Below are 21536 nucleotides of genomic sequence, written 5' to 3'. Positions count from 1 at the left end.
GACGATCGACGTCAGCCGCCGGAACGGTCGTTCGGCCGCACCTTCCGGAAATACGACCTGAGCGCGACCGCCGACCCGGCGGCACTCACCGCTGCGACGACCAGACACGCCGGATCGCGGAGTCGCGACCGGCCTGTGTAGACCAACAAAGCCGCCACCGTGGCGTTCATCGACGCCCACACGATGTTCGACGCCGGCGACGAGTCGCCGACACCCGGCGGGTCCGCGAACGGCGTCGGAAAGGGTTTGCCGCTGATGCCGTGCGCGAGGTGCGGTACCACGTTCGTGGCGATGGCGGCGGCCGCGCCCGCGGTGGCGACGTCCGAGATCCTGACAGTCATTGCGCTCCTTGGGGTGTCCAGACTCTCCCGTCGAGCGTAGTGGTTCAGGGCCCCGGCGGCGGGCCGCCGGGGTGGTCGTCGTCGGTGTCGTCCGTGCGATCCGATCGGTCGGTGATGAGGTGGTCGAGTATCTCCGTGGTCGCTTCGGCGGCCAACGAGAACGGTTCGAGGACGATGTCGGCACCCGCGGCTCGCAGCGCCTCGGCGTCGTGCGGGTGGTGGGCGGTCATGACCACATGGCCCGCGTAGTCGTGGTGGGCAAGGGCATGGAGCAGAGCGAAGTTCGCGTCCATTGTCGGGATGGTCGAGATGATGAACCGTGCCCGCGTCAGCGGAAGAGTCTCGAGGAAATGGAGATCCGCGGCACTGCCGTAGATCGTCGTGACGCCCGGGCGGGTGTTGGCGGCGAGCCGATGAGGGTCGAAATCGACCGCGAGCAACCGATGGCCGGCGGCACTGAACTCGTCGGCGATGTGGCGGCCGAATCGACCGAGTCCATAGAGGATGGCGTCGACCTCCAGTTCGGGATCGCCGGAGGTCCCGCGCCTGCTCGAGGAGCGGTCGAAAACGCTCAGCCAAGGTTCGAGACGTCGATACAACTGATGTGAGAACAAGATGAGATAGGTGGAGCCGGCGATGGTAATCAGGGCGACCACCGTGATGACGCTGGAGGTCGTGTCGCTGATGTGACCGAGTCCCAGTCCGAGGGCGGCCAGGATCAGGGAGAACTCGGAGATCTGTCCCAGCGGTAGACCGGTCATGAAGTTGACCTGCTGGGGATAGCGCTGCAGCGCCATGAGGGCGATGATGATCACCGGTTTGCCGACGAGCACGAACAGCGAGAAGACCACGACCTCGGCGATGTGGCCGGAGGCATCGGCGAAGTCGAGGCCGGCGCCGAGGTCGAGGAAAAAGAACAACAGCAGGAAATCACGAAGGCTCACCAGCCGCGCGCCCAGCGCGTCCCGATACGGTGTCGCCGCGAGGGAGACCCCCGCCAGGAACGCGCCCACTTCCGAACTGAATCCGAGTTCCGCGGTGACAGCCGCGAGTGCGATCGCGTACGCGACCCCGAACAGGACCAGCAGTTCCTGTGACCGCGCGACCTGGTGTAGCAGCCAGGGCAGGACGAAGCGCATCACCAGCGCGATGCCGGCGAGGAGTCCGACACCTTTCACCAACACCAGGGCGATGCTGACGGCCATGGCGTCGTCGGTGTCCTGACCGAAGGCGTTGATTGCAATCATCACGACCACCACGACGAGGTCTTGCACGATGAGCAACCCCACGGCGATCCGGCCGTGAAGCTGCTCGATCTCGCGGGTGTCGGAGAGCAGTTTGACGATGATGATCGTGGACGAGAACGTCAGGGCCAACGCGATGTAGAACGCCGCCACGGCACTCATGCCGAACGCGAGGGCCAGCAGGTAGCTGATCGCGCCGGTGAGCACCACTTGTCCGATGCCGGTGATCAGGGCGACCGGGCCGGTGGTGCGGATGAGGTTCATGTCCAGGCGCAATCCGACCAGGAACAGCAGGATCGCGATGCCGAGCCGGGCGAGCAGCTCGATCGTCTCGTTGGTGGTCACCCAACCGGTTCCGGTGGGACCCACCAGGATGCCGACTCCGATGAACGCGACGATCATCGGCTGCCGGAGCTTGGTCGCCAGGAGACCCGCGACCGAGGCGATGGCCAGGATGGCCGCGATCAGAACGAAGTCGTGTGGCTCCACCACGCTGCAACTCTTCCGTCGGACATTCTGCCCATCAAACCTAACGTGCGCGGGCGCGTTGAGGGGTGAGGCCGCGATGTCCGAGGCTGATGATCACGACACGATCTGCGACCGCCCCGGTCGACTCCCGGCGAGAGATGACGCGATGTCGTGTGCCCAACCGTCGATCTCCACGAAGTCGCGGTCGTCGACGTCGGGCGCGCGCAGCATGGCCGCGAAGAGACGCTCGGACCGCCGCAGCGTCGAGCGATCGAGTTTGCCGGGGAACGTTCGGTGCTCGCGCGCCCACGGTGCGGTCATCGCAGAACCGGTGGCCGGCGTGATGTCTCCGACCGGACCGCTCGAGAACAGCCAGACCGGAAGCGCGTGCAGGTTGTGCTGCTCGCGATCGATCAAGTCGCGGGCTGGACGTAGCCACCGGCCGAAGTAGACAGCGCTGCCGATGATCGCGGCGTCGTAGAACGCGATGTCTTCGACGTCCACCACGTCGATCACGTCGATCTCGGCCTCGATCATCTGCCGCTCCAGATCGACGGCGAGCGTCGCCGCCAGGCGCTCGCCGACCTCGCGCGTTGAGCCGTACCGACTGGCCGTGGCAACCAGAATGCGCATCGTGAACCTCCCGTACTCGATGCCTTGCTGTCTCCAGTCAACGCGTGTCGTCGCACGTTCACCAGGGACCATCGATGCCGAGAACCGGGGCGAAGGTCCCACGCTTCCGTAACTCGGCACCGAGATTTCGGCCGCCACCGATGATGTCGAGGTGTCAGGCAGGTCAGCATCACTGAGTGCCGGTTCCAAGGGCCGGCACGCCCCGACCGACAGGAGACGCTCATGGTCATCGTTGCCGGACACATCACCGTCGAACCAGGGCGCCGGCAGGCGTACCTCGCCGGATGCGAGCAGGTGGTGGCACTCGCTCGTCGAGCGCCCGGGTGCCTCGACTTCGCGATCAGCGCCGACCTCCTCGACGCCGATCGCATCAACATCTACGAGAGATGGGAGACCCAGTCCGCCGTGGAGGCATTTCGCGCATCCGGCCCCGACGACGACCAGCAGACATCGATCCTCGCCGGCGCGGTCGAGGAGTACGACGTGAGCGGGTCGCGAACGCTGATGGGTTGATACCGGAGCGGGTCCGCGGAATGGGCCGGCGCGGTCCGGAGTTGGCATGGTCATGACATCACCGGACTTCGACCCTCGGTCCCTCATCAGCGACACACGACTCGGAATCCTCGCCACCATCAAGCAGAGTGGCCTGCCCCAGCTCTCCCCGGTCACCTGCGTCTACGACCGCGACGCCGACACGATCTACGTCTCGATGACCGAGGGCAGGGCCAAGACCGCCAACCTGCGCCGCGATCCCCGCGCCGCCATCGAGTTCACGAGTCCCGACGGGTACACCTGGGCGACCGCCGAGGGTACGGCGACGTTGATCGGTCCCGGCGACGACCCGGACGGCGCCGAGGTGGACGCCCTCGTCGAGTACTACCGTCGCGGCGCCGGCGAACATCCGGACTGGGACGAATATCGGCAGGTGATGGTGTCTGACCGTCGAGTTCTGCTGGTCCTGGATGTGTCCCACGTCTACGGCGCCAAACTGCGTTGATCGCTGAGTGATAGCCGCAAGCTGTCGATGTCCCGACCGCGGCTGAACCGCTGCAGCCGTCGCCGCCGGGAGGCTAGAGTCACAGGCGTCAGGACGCGACCTGCCCGACTCAGGAGACCCGATGCAGTGGTTCGTGGACAGTCCGTTGCTCACCCTCTTCTTCTGTCTCGGCGTCGGCGCCCTCGTCGGTCGAATCCCACTCGGCCCCGTGTCATTCGGCCCGGCCGGCGCGTTGTTCGTGGCGCTTGCGTTGTCTGCCATCGAGCCCGACGTCGAACTGCCGGCGATCGTCACGAATCTGTCGCTGTGCGTGTTCTGCTACATGGTGGGAATTGCCGCGGGACCGTCCTTCATCAGCGCGATCCGTACCGGCTGGAAACCGGTCCTGGTGTCGGTGGTCGCCATCTTCGCGATGGCCGGTGCGGCGCTGGGACTGGGAAAGGCGCTGGGCTTCGACATCGGCACGATCGCCGGTGCCTTCGCCGGAGCGGGGACCGCCACCGCCGCCCTCGGCGCTGTGCAGCAGCAACTGGCGGGTGGCGGTGAGATACCGCCGGAGCCGGCGATCGGGTACGCCGTTGCGTACCCGATCACCGTGTTGTTGACGATCCTCGCGTGCGCCTACCTGATCGGCGTGGGACGCCGCCGTCCGACCGCCGAGGATCGGGAGAAGGTCGCGCCGATTGTGATCCGCACCCTGGAGGTGGTGGGGGAGCCGAACCTGACCGTGCACGCGCTCGCTGAGCGCTATGACGCACTCGTCTCCCGATTGACCCGAGACGGCCGAACGGTCGTCGCGCACGACGCCGAACCGCTGGCAGCGGGCGATCTGCTCACGGTGACTGCCCGGGAGGACGTCGTCGACCACCTGGTGTCCGATCTCGGCCGGCAGACCGCCGACGAGGCCTGGCTCGACCGCTCGGCCATCGACTTTCGCCGGATCATCCTGTCCAATCGATCGCACGTCGGGCGGCCGTTGCATCAGCTTCGGCTCGAGGAGCGGTTCGACGCGGTGGTCAGCCGGGTGCGGCGCGGCGACGTCGATCTCATCGCGACACCGGATCTGGTACTGCAGAGCGGTGATCGGTTGCGGGTGACCGCGCCGCGAGACCGGCTCACCGACGTCGCCGCGGACCTCGGAGACTCCGAACGTACCGCCGGCGACATCAATCCGATCGGTCTCGGCCTCGGCCTCACCATCGGGTTGCTCCTCGCGTTCGTGGAGATCCCGATGCCGGGTGGCGGAACGCTGGTTCTCGGTACGGCGACCGCGCCGCTGATCGCCGGTGTGGTGCTCGGCGCCCTCGGGCGAACCGGGCCGATCGTGTGGACATTGCCGGGCAACGTCACGAACACGTTGAATCAGTTCACGCTCATGGTGTTTCTGGTCGCGGTCGGTACCGGGGCAGGTGACGGCCTGGTGACCGCGCTCGGCGACGACGGACTCGAGCTCGTCCTGCTGGGCCTGGCGATCTCGGCCGCGCACGCACTCGTATGCGTCTTCGCCCTGCGCACCCTGCTGCAGTTCGGTACCGCCCGAGCACTGGGCGGTCTCACCGGCTCGCAATTGAATCCGGCGCCGTACGCCTATGCGATGGGGAAGGTGCCTGATCAGCGCGTCGCCCTCGGCTATGCGGTGCTTTTCCCGGTCAGCATGATCATCAAGGTCTTCCTTGCGCAGATCATGGTCGTCTACTTCTGATCGCGCCGGCTACGAACTTGTCGACGCCGTGGCGGGGGACACGTCCGAACCCCTGTGACCGGTGAGAGCGACGTCGGCCACGACCGTCAGCTGCTCGTCGTCTCGCGGCTGCTCGAAGACAGCCCGCGCATCAGCGCCCGCGATCTCGAGTCTGGCGATCGTGTTGCCGAACAGCGGCCCGGTGGTCTTGGTCCACGACATCGGACGGTCCGGGGAACCACGTCGCCGCGCCCACCGGTCGGTGAGGCGGCCGAGTAGAGGTGACCATCCCGCGATGAACGCCGGCTTGATGAATGGTGGCACGTGGTTGTGGACGGGTGAGCACACCAATTGGTACACATCGGATTTCGCCGGAGTCGCGAAGTCGACACGTGCCGCGTAACTGTGGTGGACGTCGCCCGACAGGACACTGACGGTCGACGGTGCCGATGGATGAGACGCGACGTCGCGGATCAGCGCGCTGAGCCGGGTGAACGAGTCCCCGAAAGCCGCCCAGTGTTCGAGGTCGAGGGCCTGGCGGAGCTTTTCCGCCAGTCGACCGCGGCGTCCGGTATGTCGTGCGGCGATCTCGTTGACGGCTTCGGCGTTACCGAGCACGGGTGGCAGCAGCCACGGCAGCGACGAACCGAGCAACAGGTGGTCGACACCGTCGAGAGCGTCGTGCATCTGCTCGTCCAACCAGTCGAACTCCTTGTCGCTGAGCATCTTGCGATCCCCATCGGGGAATACCCGTCCGTTTCGGGAATCGATCATGATCAGGCGGCTGCGCCCGAGGTCCCAGCGGAAACTGAAGCGCAGACCCTTGCGGCCGTCGACCTCCGAGTCGGCGCGGTCGGCGAGCTCGACCAACTGAGGCCAGCAGTCGCCACCGCCCGCCACCACCTTCTGAAAGTCCGGGTCGGCTTCGAGCGCTGCGGGGCTGAGGTTGCCGAGGTGCTGGTATACCCAGTAGGACACCAGGCCTGCGCGGATGCGCTCACGCCACCACGGTTCGGCATTGATCGCCTCGCGCCATGCCGCTGAGGTGTTCCAATCGTCGCGGATGTCGTGATCGTCGAAGATCATCGCCGTGGGGACGGTGGAGAGAATCCAACGGATCTCGGGATCGCCCCAGGCATGTCGATACAGACTTTCGTACTCGTCGTAGCTCACGACCTCGTCTTCGGGGTGCTCGGCGGATCGACGTCGACCGGCGAGGTTCTGGCGTGCGTGCGGAGTGAGTTCGTCTGCGTAGACCTGATCGCCCAGGAGAAGCAGCGCATCGGGCCACTCGTCTTCCGGCTGCTGCGCCAGGCGCACCGCATAGGAATCGAGAGCGTCGACGCCGAGCTTGGCGTCCAACGAGGGATCGTCGGAACGGGGGAAGCGGCAGGAACCGAACACGACACGGTGCCGCTCGGCGCGCAACGGGCCGCGCGTGCGAATCACGCTCGGGGGGAACGACGAGTCGGGGAGCGGCCACACCTGCGAACCGTCCACGTTGACCTCGTACGGCGTGGTCGAGTCGGGGGTCAGTCCCGTCACCACGACGATCGCGTAGTGGCAGCCGTGCACCTCGAAGGTCCGTGCTCTGCACCCGAGGACCTCCACCTCGGCGGCGTTCGTGGTCTGCACCCAGATCAGCGCCGTGGTGTCGTCGACGTGACGCAGGACCGGTCCGAGAACAAGTGACATCGGACCAGCCTAGAGGGTTTCCCTGTGAAGGTCCTGTCGGTCCGCTGTGCTGTGGTCGTCGCACAATTGGCTGTGAACAGCAGTTATGCACTGTCAGGTGATAGCTTGCAGATATGTCTGGGATCAGTGCAGATCCGTGGCATCGATGACGGCGCGCGACCACGGGAACGGTGCGATCTGTGGCGACGCCGGATGACGGGTTCTGATGCCGAGACGAAGCGAAATCGACCGGCTCCGGAGGCACGGCGAGGCCATGGCGGTGAGTTCTCCGATGTGCGCGCGGATCGCGTATGCGTTGAGTGAATCGGCCGACGCCCTGCGGGTCATCCGAGCAGTGCCCACCGGCCACCGCGACCCGCGGTCGATCATCGCCGTTCTGCATTACCTGGCACTGACCGGGCGCGCGGCGGAACTGGCCGCGGCCATCGATACCGACGACCCAGACGCGGCCGCCGTAGCGGCTGTGCAGATGATGCATCGGCACGCCGACGTGGTCGTCGCCACCGCCGCGCACCGGACCCACCAGACGATGCGAACCGCCGTCTGCGCGGTGCTGTACCCCGCCCTCGCCGACGCGGCGCATCGGCTGGGAGCAGACGACATCGGAGTGATCGATGTCAATCCCGGCGCCGGCCTCAACGTGCACACCGACCGCGTCGCCATCACCTACAGTACCGGAGAGTCGCTGGGCGACAGTTCATCTCGTGTGAGTATTGACTGTCGGGTGGTGGGTCAACACGCCATTCCGACCCGCAGCCTCCCGCGAGTCGTCGCTCGCGTCGGGATCGGTACGGACATCGTCGACTTGGCCGACCCGGACGACGTGCTGTGGCTACGGGCCTGTGGTCCGCCCGACCAGGACGAGCCGGCAGACCAACTGGACGCCGCCGTTGGGGTGGCCGCCGCCCAGCCGCCGGTCCTGCTCAGAGGTGACGTCCTCGATGTCGTCGATGATGCGATCGACAAGGTCCCCGCTGGTGCGCTGCCGCTGGTCACCACCACGTGGGCGCTGTCGGCCCTGCCACTCGAGAGTCGACTCCGCTGGCTGCAGCGCCTGGGCGACATTGCCGCGCGGCGGCCGATCGCGTGGATATCGGTCGAGGGCGTCGGCGTTTCTCCTTCGATCCCGACCATGGGCGATCGTCGGGCCTCAGGACACAGCATTGTCGGTCTGACCGTGCTCGGTTCTTCGGATCTGCACTCGCAGGCCGTCGGACGGTGCTGGTCGAGGGGCCGCGTCATGTCCTGGCTGAACGCGTCGCCTGAATCAGGCATACCTTGAGGCTACTGGTAACCCCGCATATTCGATTGCTGCATAATCCCCAGGCCTCGATGCGCGTGTATCGAGTGTCTTACAATGTGTACTACACTTGGTTGATGGCTGACACCATCACATTCCGACCCGACGAGGACACTTCTCGGGCCTTGTCGATCCTGACGGAAGACGGAACGCCCGTATCTGCTGCGGTTCGCGCTGCGCTGATCGACGCAGCAAGACATAAGACTGCCAAGTCGCTCCGCGAGGAAGCGGAAGCGCTGGCCGGCGACCCGATTGATCGAGCTGAGGCCGCTCAGGTGCTTCGGGACATGGAGGCGCTACGTGCGAGGTGAGGTCTACCGGCTTCGCGCTCCGAAGAATGTCCGGGGTCACGAACAGTCGGGCGCCCGCTACGCGGTGGTCGTGCAATCCGACCAGTTGCCGCTTTCGACCTGGTTGGTCGCGCCGACATCAACCTCGGCGCGCGCGGCAACATTTCGGCCTGAAGTTGAGGTCGCGGGTCGAACGACGCGGGTTCTGGCTGAGCAGGTTGCGGCTGTTGATCCTGGGCGACTCGGAGACAGTATGGGTTACCTGACCCATGAAGAGTTGCGCCGCGTCGACGCTGCACTCCGGGTGGTTCTCGAGTTGTAGTGCGCACTATCACTTGTATGTCCTGCATCCGACAGGGACAGTTCGGTCGACGAGTCCCAATAGTGGTGCGGCGCGCCACAATACGCAGTCTTTACTGGTAACCCTGCATATTCGATTGCTGCATATTCTCCGACGACGTGTGTGTATCACCGGTGATACACTGGTGGCATGACCGACCGGGTGAGTGTCAGAGACCTTCGCAACAACGGTGGCGAGGTGCTGCGCAGGGTCGAGCGTGGCGAGCGTGTCGTCGTCACGCGCGACGGCGAGCCAGTGGCCGAACTCAGGTCTCTGCCCAGAAAGAGTGTGAGCGCGGCCGAGCTGATTCGGCGGCGCGCCCATCTTCCGCAGATCGACCCGGACGTCCTGCAGTCTGACATCGATAGCGTGTTGGATTCGTCCCTATGACGGGGCCGGTCGATACAACGCGGGGGATGCTTGACACCTCAACGGTGATTTTGCTCGGCAGACTGGCGGATCCCGACGAGCTGCCCCAGGAGTCGGTGATAAGTGCGATCACCCTTGCGGAGCTTTCGGTTGGCCCGCACGTCGCGCGAACCCACCGCGAGCGAAGTGCTCGGCAACAGCACGTACAGCAGGCGGAAGCGGATTTCGAGGTGCTGGCATTCACTGCCGAGAGCGCGCGAGCTTTCGGCGGCGTCGCGGCGGCATTACGCTCATCGGGGCGAAAGCCCAGTGCGCGTGCATATGACGCATTAATCGCGGCCTGCGCCATCGCGAACGGCATTCCGCTGTACACGTGCAACCCAAGTGATTTTCTTGGTATACCCGAACTAGAGCTACATTCGGTGACGCATCCAGATGCTGGAGCCTGAGGGCTGCGTTTCCTTCATTTCTGACGCGCGAGGTCATTGGCACCCATGACGCGGCACTTGACCGCCGGGTTGTCGCGGGCGTTCCGCCATCGCAGCCTCATCGCGGTGTCACTGAGTCCCAGGTAGGGTGGCCAACCTCCCGATTGCGTTGTCATTAAATAGACACTCCGGCACCTGAATACCGTTGCACTGCAGGCAATGGGCAGTGGGTTACTGGTAACCCTGCATATTCGATCGCTGCGTATTCGCAGCCAACGCACAGCCTGGCCGCTCCGTAGCGTTACATGTAACATGGGGCCATGGCAGTGAGGGACAGGGTTGGTGAGTATCGACGCCGTATGCGTGAGCGCGGTTTGCGACCGTTGCAGGTTTGGGTCCCTGACGTGCGCACGCCCGAATTTGCCGCGCAAGCCCACACGCAGTCGGTGCTAGTGGCACAAGCCGATGCCGATGGGAACGAGCAGGATTTCGTCGAGGCTGTCGCCGTGCCATGGGACGACGAGGCGTGATTCGCGGCGAGATCTGGACCGTTGCGGGTGGTGTGTACGCATCGAAGCCGCGGCCTGCGGTCGTCGTCCAGGATGACCTCTTCGATTCAACTCTGTCGGTGGTGGTTGCGCCGATGACGAGCCGACTCATCGATGCACCGCTGTTGCGGATACGCATCCCAGGCGACCGCGATGCGATCTCGGGCCTCGACCGAGACAGCGACGTGATGGTCGACAAGCTCACCGCAGTAAGGCGGTCGAACGTGCTGACCCGTGTTGGCCGGCTGACGTCCGAACAGTTAGTGGAGGTCGAACGCTCACTGATGGCGTTCCTGGGACTTGCGCGATGATGCGATGCGAGGTGGCAGCTCGATGTCGGGCGGGAGGGGCTGTTGGTTGACACTGAAAGTGGTAGCGCTGCCACCGATCTGGGAGTTGATCAGCTGTAGTTCTGCCAGATCCCGATAGAGGCTCAATGACATCAGAATTGGGAGCTTGAGTTCTCGCGGTTCGAATGGCGGCCTCGTTGACAGCAGAGGTGGGAGCCAACCATGAGACAAGCCGGGCTGACGCGGAAATCAGTATCCAGGGCTGCGGACGGTGAATGTCGGTGACAACACGCACCTCAAAGCGCGGTCGCCGCAGAGCAGATCAGGCAAACTGTTCGACGTGACTCAGCAGCTAACCGGCGTCCTGGTTGTGATCGCATCCCCCGGGGATACGTCCGAAGAGCGCTCGACCGTTCGCGATCAGATCAATGACTGGAACATCAACAATGGTCGACGAGCAGGCATCGCGCTACTTCCTTGGCTATACGAACGCAGTGCGGTGCCATCGCTCGGCGACCGACCGCAAGCCATCATCAACGCACAGGCTGTGGACCGAGCAGATGTCGTTGTTGCATTCTTCGACAGTCGACTCGGTACGGCCACTGGAGTGGATGTGTCAGGAACCGCCGAGGAGATTCGTCGGGCCCGTCAACTCGGAAAGCCGGTTCACGTCTACTTCTCGAACGAGCCGATTCCGCGCGACGCGGATCTCGAGCAGCAGAAGTCATTGCGCGAGTTTCGAGAAGAACTTGAGCAAGAGGGTCTGCTCGGAGACTACAACGACCCCGCCGACCTTGCCGGACAGGTGATCCGGGCCCTGGAGCACGATATCGACAGCGCTGGTTGGTCTGCGGCCGCACCGAATCGATCGGCGAGTGCATCGGGTGCGAAATTGAGTGTCGACGGTCACGTAATTCCTCAGGGGTTTCCGTCAAGTAATTCCCCATGTTCGAGTGTGCTGGGATCAGCGTAGCTGAGCAGGTCGGGTGGGGTCAGGCGGTATTCTTCGCTGGCCGCCCGGGTCGTTTGCGGGGTCGGTAGGACGGGCCGTCCATGAGGATCTGGTGGCTGGTGTTGATGAGCCGGTCCAGCAGCGATTCGGCGACGACGGGGTTGGGAAAGAGCGGGTACCAGTCTTTGGGTGCCCGGTTGCTGGTCAAGATCAGTGGCTTGCCGGCGATCGCGCGATCGGAGACCAGATCGTAGAGGTCGTCGGATCCGGTGGTGGTGTGCTCACGCATTGCAAAGTCGTCGATGATCAGCACGGCAGGGCGGGTGTATTCGCGCATGCGTTGGCCGATGGTCCGGTCAGCGTGCCCACCGGCGAGGTCGGCGAGCATGCGAGCGCATTTGACGAAACGTACGTCCGCGCCTCGTCGTGCTACATGATGGCCGAGCGCTTGTGCCACATGGGTTTTGCCGACTCCGACGGGCCCGTAGAGGATCACCGATTCACCGGCATCGAGCCACCGCAGCGCAGCGAGGTCGCGAAGCATCGCGGCGGGCAGTTTCGGGTTGGCCGTGAAGTCGAAGTCTTCGAAGGTCGCCTGTTGTTCGAAGCGGGCTCGGCGTACGCGTCGGGCCAGGGCGGCATGCTCGCGGCGGGAGATTTCGTCTTCGCAGAGCACCTGCAAGAACTCCAGATGCCCGAGCCCGCCGTCGCGGGTTTGGGCCAAGCGGGCGTCGAGGGTGTCGAGCATGCCGCCGAGTTTCAAGGTCTTGAGTGCAGCCCGCAGGCTGGGATCATGAATGGTCATCGGCTGATTCTTTCTATCGAGATACAGATGGAAGGTGTTGCAAGGCAATGTCAGTACGCAGAGGAACTATTGACCGGAGGCGGTGTCGAAAGCCTCTGGGCCGCGCAGCAGAGCCGGCACCGCAACAACAGCTGGGACCGATGTGCCCTCATCTTCGGTGCCGGCGGCCAGGATTCCTTTGATCGTGCGGTACTGCACATCGCCGACTTGGCGGGCGCGGTGGCAGGCGGCGTTGATCCGGGCGTCGGAATAGGTCTTGCGTAGGCCGACGATGCCCTGGATCGCTCGCAGCCGGTGCAGAGCGTTGACTTGCGAGAGCTCGGCGACCACAGCGACCGCGGCCGGGCCGATCTCGTCGGCTTGGTGGCGGCACCAGGTGACGGTCTGCAATGTGTAGGCAACCTTGTGGGGCGGGTAGTGCTCGAAGTTCGTCGACCGCCCCGCCAGATGCAGAACATGGGTCGCAGCGACCTCATCACCGTCGAAAACCTGGACGATGTCGCCGGCGGTACGGATCGTGACGCGGTGCCCGATCAGCCGCCACGGCACCGAATACAACGCTTTGCCGGCCTTGACATGACAGTCCGGCGCGACCTTCCCCACGTGATAGACGACATGTTCAAAAGGTTTCGGAGGCAACGGCTTCAGAGCGCCTCCCTCGACCTGAACGAACAGCTCGGCTGGCGTCATCCCGTCGATGCCGCGGTGCGCATGCTGGCCGTACACGTCGGTGCACCACACCACCGCGGCTTCTTGCATCTGCGGCAGCGAGCCGAAGGTTCGGCCCCTCCAGAACGAGTCCCGGATGTAGGGCATCGGGCGTTCGATCCGCGGTTTGTCCTTCGGTTTGCGCGCGCGGGCGGGGTCGATCAGGACATCGTAGAAGGTGGCGAGCTCGGCGTAGGCCCGATTGATCTTCGGGTCGTAGAGATCAGGACGGTCGACCCCGGTCTTGAGGTTGTCGCACACGCTCCGGGCGGGAGTGCCGCCGAAGTAGTCGAATGCCGCCACATGCGACGCGCACCAGGAGGATTGATCCATCCGCAGCACCGGCTGGACGAACAACAACCGCGAGCACGCCAGGATCATCGCGAACGCCCAGACCGTCACCCGCCGGTCGGTGACCGGGTCATGCCACATGCCGAGCTTGCCGTAATCGACTTGCGCTTCCTCACCGGGCGGAACTGCACCACGCGGTACCGTGGCCTTGCCTTCGGCGACCTGTTCGGCGAATGCTGCTGTTACGTAACGCCGGACTGACGACTCGGAAACCCCCACTGCGTGGTCATCGCGCAACCGCTGGGCGATGGTCGCAACCGTCACCGACTGGTCCAACTGGTCCTTGATCCAGTCGTGATGGGCTGCGATCGCCGGCCGGGTCACCGCCCGCACCGACGGATCAGCCACCTCAGGGAACCAGCCGGCGATCAGCTCCCTCCACACCTGTTCGTCGAACCGCTCGTCGCTGTTAGGGGTCATGCCGGCTGCGATCGCCGGCGCCAGATACTTGCGGATCGTTTTGCGGTCGATCCCCAACGCCGCCGAAATCTGCACCTGAGACCGGCCGCCATGCCAATGCCGGAACAACTCCATCAAATCGGTCATCGTCCACGTTCTCCTTGCCACCACGGGCCCCTTCCAGGGCCGGTAGGAGACCCTGCAAGAAGCGAACCTGTAGCCGCACCCGAACCCCGGCCGACACACCCCAGGGTGGGGAATTACGTGACGGCCAGGTGGGGAATTACGTGACGGACAACCCCATCAACCTGAGGAATTACGTGACCGCTGACAATTGAGATGGCACCACGATCATCGAACTGAACAACAAGGTATCGATAAGAACGGGAAAATGAAGTATCGGACGCTCGCCAATAGGTTGGTAGTCACGAACACGGGTGACGTTGCAGCAGAGGACCTTACCTTCACGGTTGCTGGTTTAGATGATGCCAGTCTTCATTTCGATCCACCGACCGAGCCAGTGACTATCGAGGCAGACTCTTCACGGAGTTGGACTGCTATCCCCTTGAGGAGCGGTTCGGTCCAGATCGACGCGTCCTGGACCGAGTCAGGCGATTCGAAGTCCCAGCGTTGGACTATCACAGTCGACGGCTGATCGCATCGAAGTCAGCTGGCGAGGGCGTGACGACGACCCAGGAGGTCGTGGGCTCCCTCGATGAGCATCCACCGTTCGTCTCCGGCCCACTCGAATGCGGCCGACAAGCGGCCACGCGTGGAGGCGCCGGCCCACCGACCAGAGATCGATGTATTCGTGACTGCAAGGTTGGCGATCGTCCTAATCACTCGGGCAGTTTCGGGGAAGAGAGCAACGCGATCGTCCGTACCCAGAGTGAAGCCCTCCTGATCCTGCGCGACCTGAAAGCGTCGTGGCCGGGTGCCGGTGTCCATAAGGTAGTAGTGATCACGCACAAGTTCCCAAGCTGTCTCGTACAGTTCCCGGTCGACGCTCCCGGCCGAAACCAGCCGACGAAGCCGACACTCAGCCTTCCAGAGATCGGCGTCGAGAACACCGGGCCGCTGATTGTCGCCGAGCCACCGACCGTGCCGCCTGCAGAACATGAAACGGATGTGCGGGTAAGTGACAACCTGGTGGCCAGCGGTGCACGACAGACACGCGACTCTCGATGCAGCCTGCTTGTCCCACGGTCCGCGTGTGTTGGGGTGTCCGCGTAGCGCCCGTTCGTGAGCACGCACGAACATGGCGGAATCGGGACCACCCAGTTCCGCTATGACTCTGCCGAGTTCTGTTGCGCCACTGCGCGCGGAGACCCTGCGCTTCTTGACCAGGCTCAGCATCCACGAGTGGTCGATCGAGTTGGCCGTGCAGAGACGTCGTAGGTACGAGTTCGGAGTTTCGAAGTGAACGTAGCGCACGGGGATAAGTTGGCGCGGTAGTCGGTCGATCGTCATGCGACCCCGATCTGTCCCACGCCGATCAGATGGTCCTGCGTGATTGATTCGCTGCCAGTCTCTTCGCGGTCGTCGATGGCGCCCGCCATCGCGAGTGCCAGGATGCTGCGAAGATCGCCGATCTTGCCGTTGCTCATCGTGAGCAGAATGTCGGCGAACGGCGCGAGGTGGTCGGGCTCTGCATCGAGTAGTTGCATGGCGGTGCCGAGGGAGTTGACCAGCGCCGCCCATTGTCCGCGCGAGCTGTCGTCGCTGCCGAGGAACGGCCGCATCTGTGTCACTTGGCATCGGGCCATGATCTGTTCGGCTGGGCGACTTGATAGTCCTTCGAGGAGGTCGACGCCGGCGAAGACGCAGATAGAGCCGGAGTCGTTCATGATCGTCTTCAGTGAGTTGATTGCGTCGTCTCCCGTCTTGCCGTCGAGCTTAAGCATCTGGAGTTCGTCGATGATGAGGACTCGCGTGTGGTGTCGGCGAAGTGCGTCCAGCGCGAGGTCGGTGAGTTGATGTTGCGTCGCGGACTTGAAGCTGTGCGGGATGCCGTAGAAGTTGAGGATCGCGCTCGCAATCGATTTCGGTGAAGCCTTGGGTTCCATCTCGATGTACGCGACCGGTACGTGTCCTTGATCGCGGAAATCGGGATTTCGCTTACACATCCAAGCTTCGATCTCTGCGGCAAGGCGGATGAGAGCGGTGGTCTTGCCGATGTGCGGTGGACCTGTCAGCACGATTCCGCGTTCGCCGACAGATCCGGGGTCGTGCATGCGCATCAGTGCGAGGCCAGTCGTGGTGAGTCGGCGAAGCGCCGGCGTCTTGACGATCAGGCCGTTGCTGAACCATTGGAGGCGTTGGTCGTCGTAGGCCGACTGTGCGACGGTATCGAGTTGATCGAAATCCTTGCGTTGCAGCGATTGCGGGCGTACGACTTGCGTGTCGAAACGCTGCCGTAGGCCGTTCAAACTCGTCTTTCTCGCGGCGGTGCGCGCCGTGAAGTTATTCATGCTCGCAAGACTCCTCACGCAATTGTGTAGTCGTCGGGATGCTGACGAATGGGTACGGCCTGGGGCAACAAAGTCGGAGTCGATTCCACTGGTCGAGGCAAGGTGTCTCGTTTTCGATTAGCCTTCTCCGCGGCTGTCTTCGTCGCCTTCTTCTCGGCCTTTGAGTCTGTCGACTTGCGCGACTTCTTCGTGCTGGCCTGTTTCGCTGCCACACGGGCGGACTCGGCATCGAGAAAGTCCTGCGACCACTGAGTGTGTGGGTCGACGGCCTGCTCCGTCGCTCCGAGGTTTGCCGATGTTCGGGAGCCGAATGGGAGTGCAGCCAGTCGAATGCTTCGGGCGTGGCACGTGATCCACTCTGAACTGTCCGGGTGGCGAACCCATACGCGTTCTGGGTCGTAGGGATCCTGGCGCACTTCGAATTTGCCGCTTCGCGTCCGCAGGTCGTTGAGCTCGGGCGAGTCGTAGATTTCGTTGCCGAGGTGCACGCCATCCGAGCGAATAGTGCGTTCGTTCCGCGGCATGAGCGCGATGTAGTCGCGGTCGGAGAAGGGGAGTGGGATGCCTGCGGTGGCGTCGAACGAGGCTGCGTACATCTGGTTGGGTGTGAAAGTTCGTCCGGGATGCTCTCGCAGTACTAACCCCGAGTGAGGGCGATTCTGGTACACGGTGACGATGAAGGCCCACATTTGATCGACAAGCGACGCGAACGGCATCGCTGCACGTTCGGCGCGGCCGCGGTGCTCGGGGGAGTTGCCAACGTAGCTGTCGATCCGAGAGAGAAAAAGGCTGTTGACGCTCCTGAAGAACCGCTCGACGTGGGGCTTTGCAGTGGGAGAATGCGGCGGGGCGTCGATGACGCTCCATCCCAGTGTTTCTGCTGCCGCGCGGCTGGCGAGGAAGTCCTTTCCCCGGTCCATCGTCAGCGTTTCGACAGCGATGAACGGCATCGCGGGAGCCTCTGAGTTCGCCTGTCCCATAGCGATCATTGCTGGGCCCGGCAGCGCTTTCGAATTGCCCAGTGAAAGTTCATGATCGATCCGATCAACTGCGCGACGCGGACTGACCATGCGTGCGAACAGGATTGCGTGGTCGGTCGATGATGGGGCACCGCCGTGAATGTGGAAGCCAACGACACTGTCGGTGAACACGTCTATTGCCGCCGTCATGTACGGGCGGATGACCTTGCCGTCGGGCATGACCGCCTCAACATCGAGTGTGTTCGAGTCGATCTCGACGAACTGCCCTGGATAGGTCGCGAGAATCGGCTGGAACGCGCGTTTTGGCCGGTTACCTTCGCTTCTTCTGTGCTGAGCCGACTTTGTGAGCCCGGCAGCGTCGAGGAGGGGAGTGAGCCATCGTCGAAGAGTGCGGTCGCTGGGCCAGTTGACGTCGGTGTCGGGGTTGTCACGGCGGACTCGTTGTTTGACCTTATCGAGGTAGTACAGGACATCGCGGGTCGTCGCGCCGAGATGCTCAGCGATGACCCGGTGCGCCGCATCATCGACTATCTGTGGAATCTTTTGCCCCGTGGATTCCTTGGCACGGCGACCGTCGATAAGGCCAAGGATGCCGTCAGCACGATACTGAGCGTCCTTGCGGAACAGGCTCGTTCGTGAGGTCTTGATTCCCGCGGCATTGAGTTCCTGCGCTTTGCGTTCCATCCGACCTTCGATAGTCGTGTCTGGTCCGTAACCGTCGCGCGGCAGAGCATCGGGATCATGCGGGTCGACCACGCCGAAGCGAGCCTCGGTCAGGTGTTGCAACCAGAAGAGTGCGTCAGCGCGGGTGGCCGAATCGAGCATGGCGAGCTGGATGCGGTCGGCAGCTGCGCCGCTGTGACCATCACTACCACCGTGGTACTCAAATGAGTCGTCATGAGAGATGGTGGCCATGTCAACCCATCTTGGCGTTCCATCCGTGACCGGGTTCAGCCTGGAGCCGTTGCGGCCGTGGGCGTCAACGATCCAGTCGCGTCCATCCCACGAAATGACGTCCCCCAAGTTCACGCGCCGCAGTTGCATGGTTCCTCGTTCCGGGTCGTGCGAAGCACCGATTCGGGGGAGACAGGCACGGAGAGGTCGGCATCGAGGTATCGGTGCCAGAGCAGGTGGCGCACGTGAGCGGCTGCGCGGTAGGGATGTTGGAGGTCGGCCATGATTGTTCCGTCACCGAACGGCACGCCGTCGTTGAAGACTTCGCGGATGCGCTCGAATTCGGAAGGCGACGGATGATAGTGGCCATGCCGGGCGGGGCGGAGGAATTGCAAATTCTGGAGAAGCGCAGGCGCGGGCTCGTTCAGGACTTGATGCTTCCAGCCGATTGATGCGCACAGCTCGGCAGTCTTGCGGAACTGTTCCCGTGCTTCATCGGTCATTCGTCCAGACGGCTTGACGTCGTATACGACCTGATCGCCAGATCTCAGCAACGCGAGGAAGTCTGGTACGTGGTCCGTGCCGTCCGCGAACACAAGTTTCATCGGTTGGGAGGCGATCTGTTGGGCATCCCCTTCGAACTCAAGGACGAGGAGCGCATCGGCCTCCACCGCCGATTCGCACCAGACATGCGATCGTTGTGGAGACACGTACTGCCGGGAGTGTCGGTTGCGTCGGTTCTGGTACTGAACTCCAGAACGGAAGGGAAGCGCCTTCTCCATCTTGGCGTGAAGCAAAGCAGCAGAAGCGATTTCAGAGCGAAGGCTCCCGCCTGCCGATATCCACGAAACCGTACCTTGGCGTACAGGCGCGCCGGCTAACGACTCGGTATCGTGCACTGTCTCCGTGCCCATCGCGATTCCTCCGATCTATCTCCGTGATCAGTTGGGAGAGTACGACGGGGGTACGACAACGAGCCGACACCCAGCCCTGAGGTGGGCGACGACGTGGTGAAAGTGAACGGAGTGGTGCTCCTCTACTTTGCTACTTAGGCTTGCTCCACGTGATGGCGTATCGCCACAGCGGGAGACGTCGCCACCCCATGCCGGGTAGCATCGCGGCTGCGATCTGTTCAACCTCGGTGTACGTATGCGGAGACCGCATCTGGACGGGGGCGTTGTGTTGCCAGAAGCCGCGCGTGCGTGAAAGAACTTGGTGCTGAGCAACTCCGAGGACATCAAAGGCGTAGTCGCGTAATGTCGAACTGCGAGCGCAGCCGATTACGACCAGCGCGCCGCCGGGGGCGGTCAGGTCCGCGAGGCGCTGCAAGCCGACCGTCAGATCGGGGAAGTGATGGACAGTGGCGACAGCAGCAACGAGATCGTAGTGCGCCTCGGGTAAGTCGTAGGTGAGGACATCGCCAGTGATCCAGTTGACGTCGGCGACGTTACTTGATTGAGCGCTGTTGACTATGTCGGCATCGGAGTCCAGGCCAGTGACATCAGAGAACTTCTCAGCGAGGCGTACCGCCAGCAGCCCGTCACCCGTGCCAACGTCGAGAGCGGTGCGTGCGCGGGGCGGCGCGGCGGCGAGCGCCATGTCGTAGTAATGGGTGTTGTGGTTCCACCGGTGTCGTACTTTGCGCACCAGACCACTCTGTCATGCCTGAACGGACTTGCGAGGTCGCGACCGAGCCGCGGGCCGAGTCGCTCAACTGAAACGTCATGGCCGAGGAAGACGACTCCCAGGTATCTGTCACTCACTCCGATCTATCGTGTCAAACTCCCATCTACCGTGTCATCCGACAGACTGAATCTCGTTGCACCGCAGCGCAATATGCAGCAGTCTACTTGACATAATGTATCTTATCGGCGCGTTTCCTATCGAGTTCACAAAACAGGTGAATACTCGACGAGTGTCGATGATCACCCCAATTGGCAACGATTCATCGAGTTGGCGAATCTCGCGGCGGTTCTGTCGGCGATTGACAACAGACGACTCCGGTTCCGCGCGGCGCGTCGAGTCTCTGGCTTTCGCTCGTACGCCGACTCGGTGCGCGGCCCCACCCGGCGCCTTCCGCAACTGCTAGAAACGTCACAGTGACGAATCAACGGAAGCCCCTTTTGCATGCGTTGGCCTCCAACCCTCGGCCGATAGTCAGTGATTGCGGGGTTCCCGGATCGTGGGCGCATCTGGATCGCGCCTCTACGGCTGCAATGCCTTGCTGACCGCCCGCATCACCTTGCGGCGCGCCGCACCCCTAACGTTGCGCGGCGCCGCCGACGGTCCGGTTTCGGTGTCGAATCGTGGGAACAATCGTGCAGCGTTGGACCATTCGATGGCGTCACGCTGTTGCGTGCTGAGGTTGGGGTAGTTCTCCAGGTTGGCAGCGAAGTAGGAACCAGCGGTCAGTGGGGCGAACGGCCAGTCAGAGCCGAAAGTGATGTTTCCGGGCTGAGCGAACGCGAGAAGGCTTGGCAACGATGCGGTACTGGCGGTCAGTGCGAGGTCGAAGTAGAAGGTGCGGAAATCGTCGAGGATGTCGAGAATGCTGCGACCTGTGTCGCCTGCGATAGCAATGGCCATTCGGTGAGCGGCGTACGGTACGAATCCGCCGCCGTGGCTGAGGAGGAAACGTATATCCGGATACTGCTCCCGGATCTTGTTGCGTACGAGCAGGTATGCGGCGCGAGTGGTGTCCAGGAGGAAATCCGCGGCGAACGGCGGGACCCCGGAGACCGCCGGGCCCGGTAGCTCGGCGGGATGAATGAAAGCGACGGCTTTGCGGGCGTTGAGTACGGACCACAACGGCTCGAGACCGGGCTCCCCCAAGTATTGGCCGGCCGAGTTGGCCAGCAGTACCACGCCATCGGCGTGCAAGTCGTCGAGCGTACGGATTGCTTCGGCAGTCGCGAGGTCTGCGTGAGGAGTGGGAAGTGTTGCGAGGAACCCGAATCGCTGTGGACTGTCTCGGACAAGGTCTGCGCTGTAGTCGTTGAGTTCGCTCGCAAGACGCAAGGCGGCCGCTGCGTCGTCGAGGAAAGTCGTCCCCGGGGTGGACACCGACAGGATGGCGGTCTGCACGGCCAAGGCGTCCATCGTCTCGATTGATGTGTCCGGACTCCAGTCCGGCAGGTCGCGTCCTCCGGCGGCGTCGATTCCCGCCGCCGCCAAGGCTGCCCGGTATGACGGCGGGATGAGGTGATGGTGGGTGTCTATGCGAAATGTGGTTCCCCCGGAATCGTGGAGGACTCCTCTATGCGGCTTTGGGTTCGGTGCGCGCGGCGTTCTCGTAGTCGACCGGGCTCACCATCCCGATCGCGCTGTGGCGGCGTTGGTGATTGTAGAAGCC

The 21536-nt window shown here is 63.5% G+C and carries 22 protein-coding genes; 11 read left to right on the top strand and 11 right to left on the bottom strand.

Going from position 1 to position 21536, the window contains the following annotated elements; translation table 11 throughout:
* Nucleotides 1–11 precede the first annotated feature (11 nt).
* The 3 genes from V1Y59_RS15805 to V1Y59_RS15795 all read right to left on the bottom strand — a co-directional run bounded on the left by V1Y59_RS15805 (nt 12) and on the right by V1Y59_RS15795 (nt 2686).
* Nucleotides 12–341, bottom strand: coding sequence for a hypothetical protein (locus V1Y59_RS15805; protein WP_330505914.1), 330 nt, complete (start codon nt 339–341; stop codon nt 12–14).
* Between the two features lie 44 nt (nt 342–385).
* Nucleotides 386–2077: a cation:proton antiporter gene (locus tag V1Y59_RS15800; RefSeq protein WP_330505913.1), complete on the bottom strand. Its 1692-nt coding sequence runs from the start codon at nt 2075–2077 to the stop codon at nt 386–388.
* A 90-nt stretch (nt 2078–2167) separates the two neighbouring features.
* Complete coding sequence (locus V1Y59_RS15795) at nt 2168–2686, bottom strand: flavodoxin domain-containing protein (protein ID WP_330505912.1); 519 nt, start codon at nt 2684–2686, stop codon at nt 2168–2170.
* A gap of 222 nt (nt 2687–2908) precedes the next feature.
* Here V1Y59_RS15795 and V1Y59_RS15790 point away from each other — a divergent pair, with 222 nt between their 5' ends.
* The 3 genes from V1Y59_RS15790 (at nt 2909) to V1Y59_RS15780 (ending at nt 5385) form a co-directional block, all read left to right on the top strand.
* On the top strand, nt 2909–3199 hold the full coding sequence (locus tag V1Y59_RS15790; RefSeq protein ID WP_330505911.1) for a putative quinol monooxygenase: 291 nt from the start codon (nt 2909–2911) through the stop codon (nt 3197–3199).
* 52 nt (nt 3200–3251) lie between these two features.
* Nucleotides 3252–3683, top strand: coding sequence for a PPOX class F420-dependent oxidoreductase (locus V1Y59_RS15785; protein ID WP_330506034.1), 432 nt, complete (start codon nt 3252–3254; stop codon nt 3681–3683).
* 121 nt (nt 3684–3804) lie between these two features.
* The gene (locus V1Y59_RS15780) at nt 3805–5385 is read left to right on the top strand and encodes an aspartate:alanine exchanger family transporter (protein ID WP_330505910.1); all 1581 of its coding nucleotides are present in this window, start codon (nt 3805–3807) and stop codon (nt 5383–5385) included.
* Nucleotides 5386–5394: 9 nt separating this feature from the next.
* Here the strand turns inward: V1Y59_RS15780 and V1Y59_RS15775 are convergent, their stop codons facing one another.
* Entirely contained in the window at nt 5395–7059 is a 1665-nt protein-coding gene (locus V1Y59_RS15775) for an alkaline phosphatase D family protein (protein WP_330505909.1), read from the bottom strand.
* Nucleotides 7060–7264: 205 nt separating this feature from the next.
* On the opposite strand from V1Y59_RS15775, the gene V1Y59_RS15770 reads away from it, so the two are divergent.
* The 8 genes from V1Y59_RS15770 to V1Y59_RS15735 all read left to right on the top strand — a co-directional run bounded on the left by V1Y59_RS15770 (nt 7265) and on the right by V1Y59_RS15735 (nt 11597).
* Nucleotides 7265–8341 carry a DUF2332 domain-containing protein gene (locus V1Y59_RS15770; RefSeq protein ID WP_330505908.1) on the top strand — a complete coding sequence of 359 codons (1077 nt, stop codon included), beginning with the start codon at nt 7265–7267 and terminating at the stop codon, nt 8339–8341.
* 95 nt (nt 8342–8436) lie between these two features.
* Complete coding sequence (locus tag V1Y59_RS15765) at nt 8437–8670, top strand: hypothetical protein (protein WP_330505907.1); 234 nt, start codon at nt 8437–8439, stop codon at nt 8668–8670.
* Nucleotides 8660–8971: a type II toxin-antitoxin system PemK/MazF family toxin gene (locus V1Y59_RS15760; protein WP_330505906.1), complete on the top strand. Its 312-nt coding sequence runs from the start codon at nt 8660–8662 to the stop codon at nt 8969–8971. Before V1Y59_RS15765 ends, V1Y59_RS15760 begins: the two co-directional genes overlap by 11 nt.
* Nucleotides 8972–9139: 168 nt before the next feature.
* The gene (locus tag V1Y59_RS15755) at nt 9140–9379 is read left to right on the top strand and encodes a type II toxin-antitoxin system Phd/YefM family antitoxin (RefSeq protein WP_330505905.1); all 240 of its coding nucleotides are present in this window, start codon (nt 9140–9142) and stop codon (nt 9377–9379) included.
* Between the two features lie 26 nt (nt 9380–9405).
* Complete coding sequence (locus V1Y59_RS15750) at nt 9406–9807, top strand: type II toxin-antitoxin system VapC family toxin (protein WP_330505904.1); 402 nt, start codon at nt 9406–9408, stop codon at nt 9805–9807.
* Between the two features lie 299 nt (nt 9808–10106).
* Nucleotides 10107–10316 carry an antitoxin MazE-like protein gene (locus V1Y59_RS15745; RefSeq protein ID WP_330505903.1) on the top strand — a complete coding sequence of 70 codons (210 nt, stop codon included), beginning with the start codon at nt 10107–10109 and terminating at the stop codon, nt 10314–10316.
* A complete protein-coding gene (locus V1Y59_RS15740) occupies nt 10298–10645 on the top strand; it encodes a type II toxin-antitoxin system PemK/MazF family toxin (RefSeq protein WP_431309189.1) in 348 nt (115 codons plus the stop codon). The genes V1Y59_RS15745 and V1Y59_RS15740 overlap by 19 nt, the downstream gene beginning before the upstream one ends.
* Nucleotides 10646–10895: 250 nt before the next feature.
* Nucleotides 10896–11597, top strand: coding sequence for a DUF4062 domain-containing protein (locus V1Y59_RS15735; RefSeq protein WP_330505902.1), 702 nt, complete (start codon nt 10896–10898; stop codon nt 11595–11597).
* 19 nt (nt 11598–11616) lie between these two features.
* Here V1Y59_RS15735 and istB read toward each other — a convergent pair whose 3' ends face one another.
* From istB to V1Y59_RS15700, 7 genes are all read right to left on the bottom strand, one after another.
* Nucleotides 11617–12381: an IS21-like element helper ATPase IstB gene (istB, locus tag V1Y59_RS15730; RefSeq protein ID WP_330505901.1), complete on the bottom strand. Its 765-nt coding sequence runs from the start codon at nt 12379–12381 to the stop codon at nt 11617–11619.
* Nucleotides 12382–12447: 66 nt separating this feature from the next.
* Entirely contained in the window at nt 12448–13986 is a 1539-nt protein-coding gene (gene istA / locus V1Y59_RS15725) for an IS21 family transposase (RefSeq protein WP_330505900.1), read from the bottom strand.
* A gap of 1319 nt (nt 13987–15305) precedes the next feature.
* Nucleotides 15306–16310, bottom strand: a complete 1005-nt coding sequence (locus V1Y59_RS15720) for an ATP-binding protein (protein ID WP_330505899.1) — start codon at nt 16308–16310, stop codon at nt 15306–15308.
* Between the two features lie 14 nt (nt 16311–16324).
* On the bottom strand, nt 16325–18334 hold the full coding sequence (locus tag V1Y59_RS15715; RefSeq protein WP_330505898.1) for a Mu transposase C-terminal domain-containing protein: 2010 nt from the start codon (nt 18332–18334) through the stop codon (nt 16325–16327).
* Entirely contained in the window at nt 18316–19098 is a 783-nt protein-coding gene (locus V1Y59_RS15710; protein WP_330505897.1) for a TnsA-like heteromeric transposase endonuclease subunit, read from the bottom strand. The genes V1Y59_RS15715 and V1Y59_RS15710 overlap by 19 nt, the downstream gene beginning before the upstream one ends.
* 130 nt (nt 19099–19228) lie before the next feature.
* Nucleotides 19229–19831, bottom strand: coding sequence for a class I SAM-dependent methyltransferase (locus tag V1Y59_RS15705; RefSeq protein WP_330505896.1), 603 nt, complete (start codon nt 19829–19831; stop codon nt 19229–19231).
* 558 nt (nt 19832–20389) lie between these two features.
* Nucleotides 20390–21358: an amidohydrolase family protein gene (locus tag V1Y59_RS15700; protein WP_431309188.1), complete on the bottom strand. Its 969-nt coding sequence runs from the start codon at nt 21356–21358 to the stop codon at nt 20390–20392.
* Nucleotides 21359–21536: the final 178 nt, after the last annotated feature.

The sequence above is a fragment of the Gordonia prachuapensis genome, from assembly GCF_036350515.1.
GTDB lineage: Bacteria > Actinomycetota > Actinomycetes > Mycobacteriales > Mycobacteriaceae > Gordonia > Gordonia prachuapensis.
Note: the sequence above shows the minus strand (reverse complement) of the source record. Positions and strands in the feature narration are given on the sequence as shown.

What these genes read in the sequence shown, in the direction of transcription:
- V1Y59_RS15795 (WP_330505912.1), bottom strand. Translation starts at nt 2,686, where the DNA reads ATGCGCATTCTGGTTGCCACGGCCAGTCGGTACGGCTCAACGCGCGAG.
- V1Y59_RS15770 (WP_330505908.1), top strand. Translation starts at nt 7,265, where the DNA reads ATGCCGAGACGAAGCGAAATCGACCGGCTCCGGAGGCACGGCGAGGCC.
- V1Y59_RS15750 (WP_330505904.1), top strand. Translation starts at nt 9,406, where the DNA reads ATGCTTGACACCTCAACGGTGATTTTGCTCGGCAGACTGGCGGATCCC.
- V1Y59_RS15710 (WP_330505897.1), bottom strand. Translation starts at nt 19,098, where the DNA reads ATGGGCACGGAGACAGTGCACGATACCGAGTCGTTAGCCGGCGCGCCT.
- V1Y59_RS15780 (WP_330505910.1), top strand. Translation starts at nt 3,805, where the DNA reads ATGCAGTGGTTCGTGGACAGTCCGTTGCTCACCCTCTTCTTCTGTCTC.
- V1Y59_RS15745 (WP_330505903.1), top strand. Translation starts at nt 10,107, where the DNA reads ATGGCAGTGAGGGACAGGGTTGGTGAGTATCGACGCCGTATGCGTGAG.
- V1Y59_RS15715 (WP_330505898.1), bottom strand. Translation starts at nt 18,334, where the DNA reads ATGCAACTGCGGCGCGTGAACTTGGGGGACGTCATTTCGTGGGATGGA.
- V1Y59_RS15790 (WP_330505911.1), top strand. Translation starts at nt 2,909, where the DNA reads ATGGTCATCGTTGCCGGACACATCACCGTCGAACCAGGGCGCCGGCAG.
- V1Y59_RS15755 (WP_330505905.1), top strand. Translation starts at nt 9,140, where the DNA reads ATGACCGACCGGGTGAGTGTCAGAGACCTTCGCAACAACGGTGGCGAG.
- V1Y59_RS15775 (WP_330505909.1), bottom strand. Translation starts at nt 7,059, where the DNA reads ATGTCACTTGTTCTCGGACCGGTCCTGCGTCACGTCGACGACACCACG.
- V1Y59_RS15740 (WP_431309189.1), top strand. Translation starts at nt 10,298, where the DNA reads ATGGGACGACGAGGCGTGATTCGCGGCGAGATCTGGACCGTTGCGGGT.
- V1Y59_RS15720 (WP_330505899.1), bottom strand. Translation starts at nt 16,310, where the DNA reads ATGAATAACTTCACGGCGCGCACCGCCGCGAGAAAGACGAGTTTGAAC.
- V1Y59_RS15785 (WP_330506034.1), top strand. Translation starts at nt 3,252, where the DNA reads ATGACATCACCGGACTTCGACCCTCGGTCCCTCATCAGCGACACACGA.
- istA (WP_330505900.1), bottom strand. Translation starts at nt 13,986, where the DNA reads ATGACCGATTTGATGGAGTTGTTCCGGCATTGGCATGGCGGCCGGTCT.
- V1Y59_RS15805 (WP_330505914.1), bottom strand. Translation starts at nt 341, where the DNA reads ATGACTGTCAGGATCTCGGACGTCGCCACCGCGGGCGCGGCCGCCGCC.
- istB (WP_330505901.1), bottom strand. Translation starts at nt 12,381, where the DNA reads ATGACCATTCATGATCCCAGCCTGCGGGCTGCACTCAAGACCTTGAAA.
- V1Y59_RS15765 (WP_330505907.1), top strand. Translation starts at nt 8,437, where the DNA reads ATGGCTGACACCATCACATTCCGACCCGACGAGGACACTTCTCGGGCC.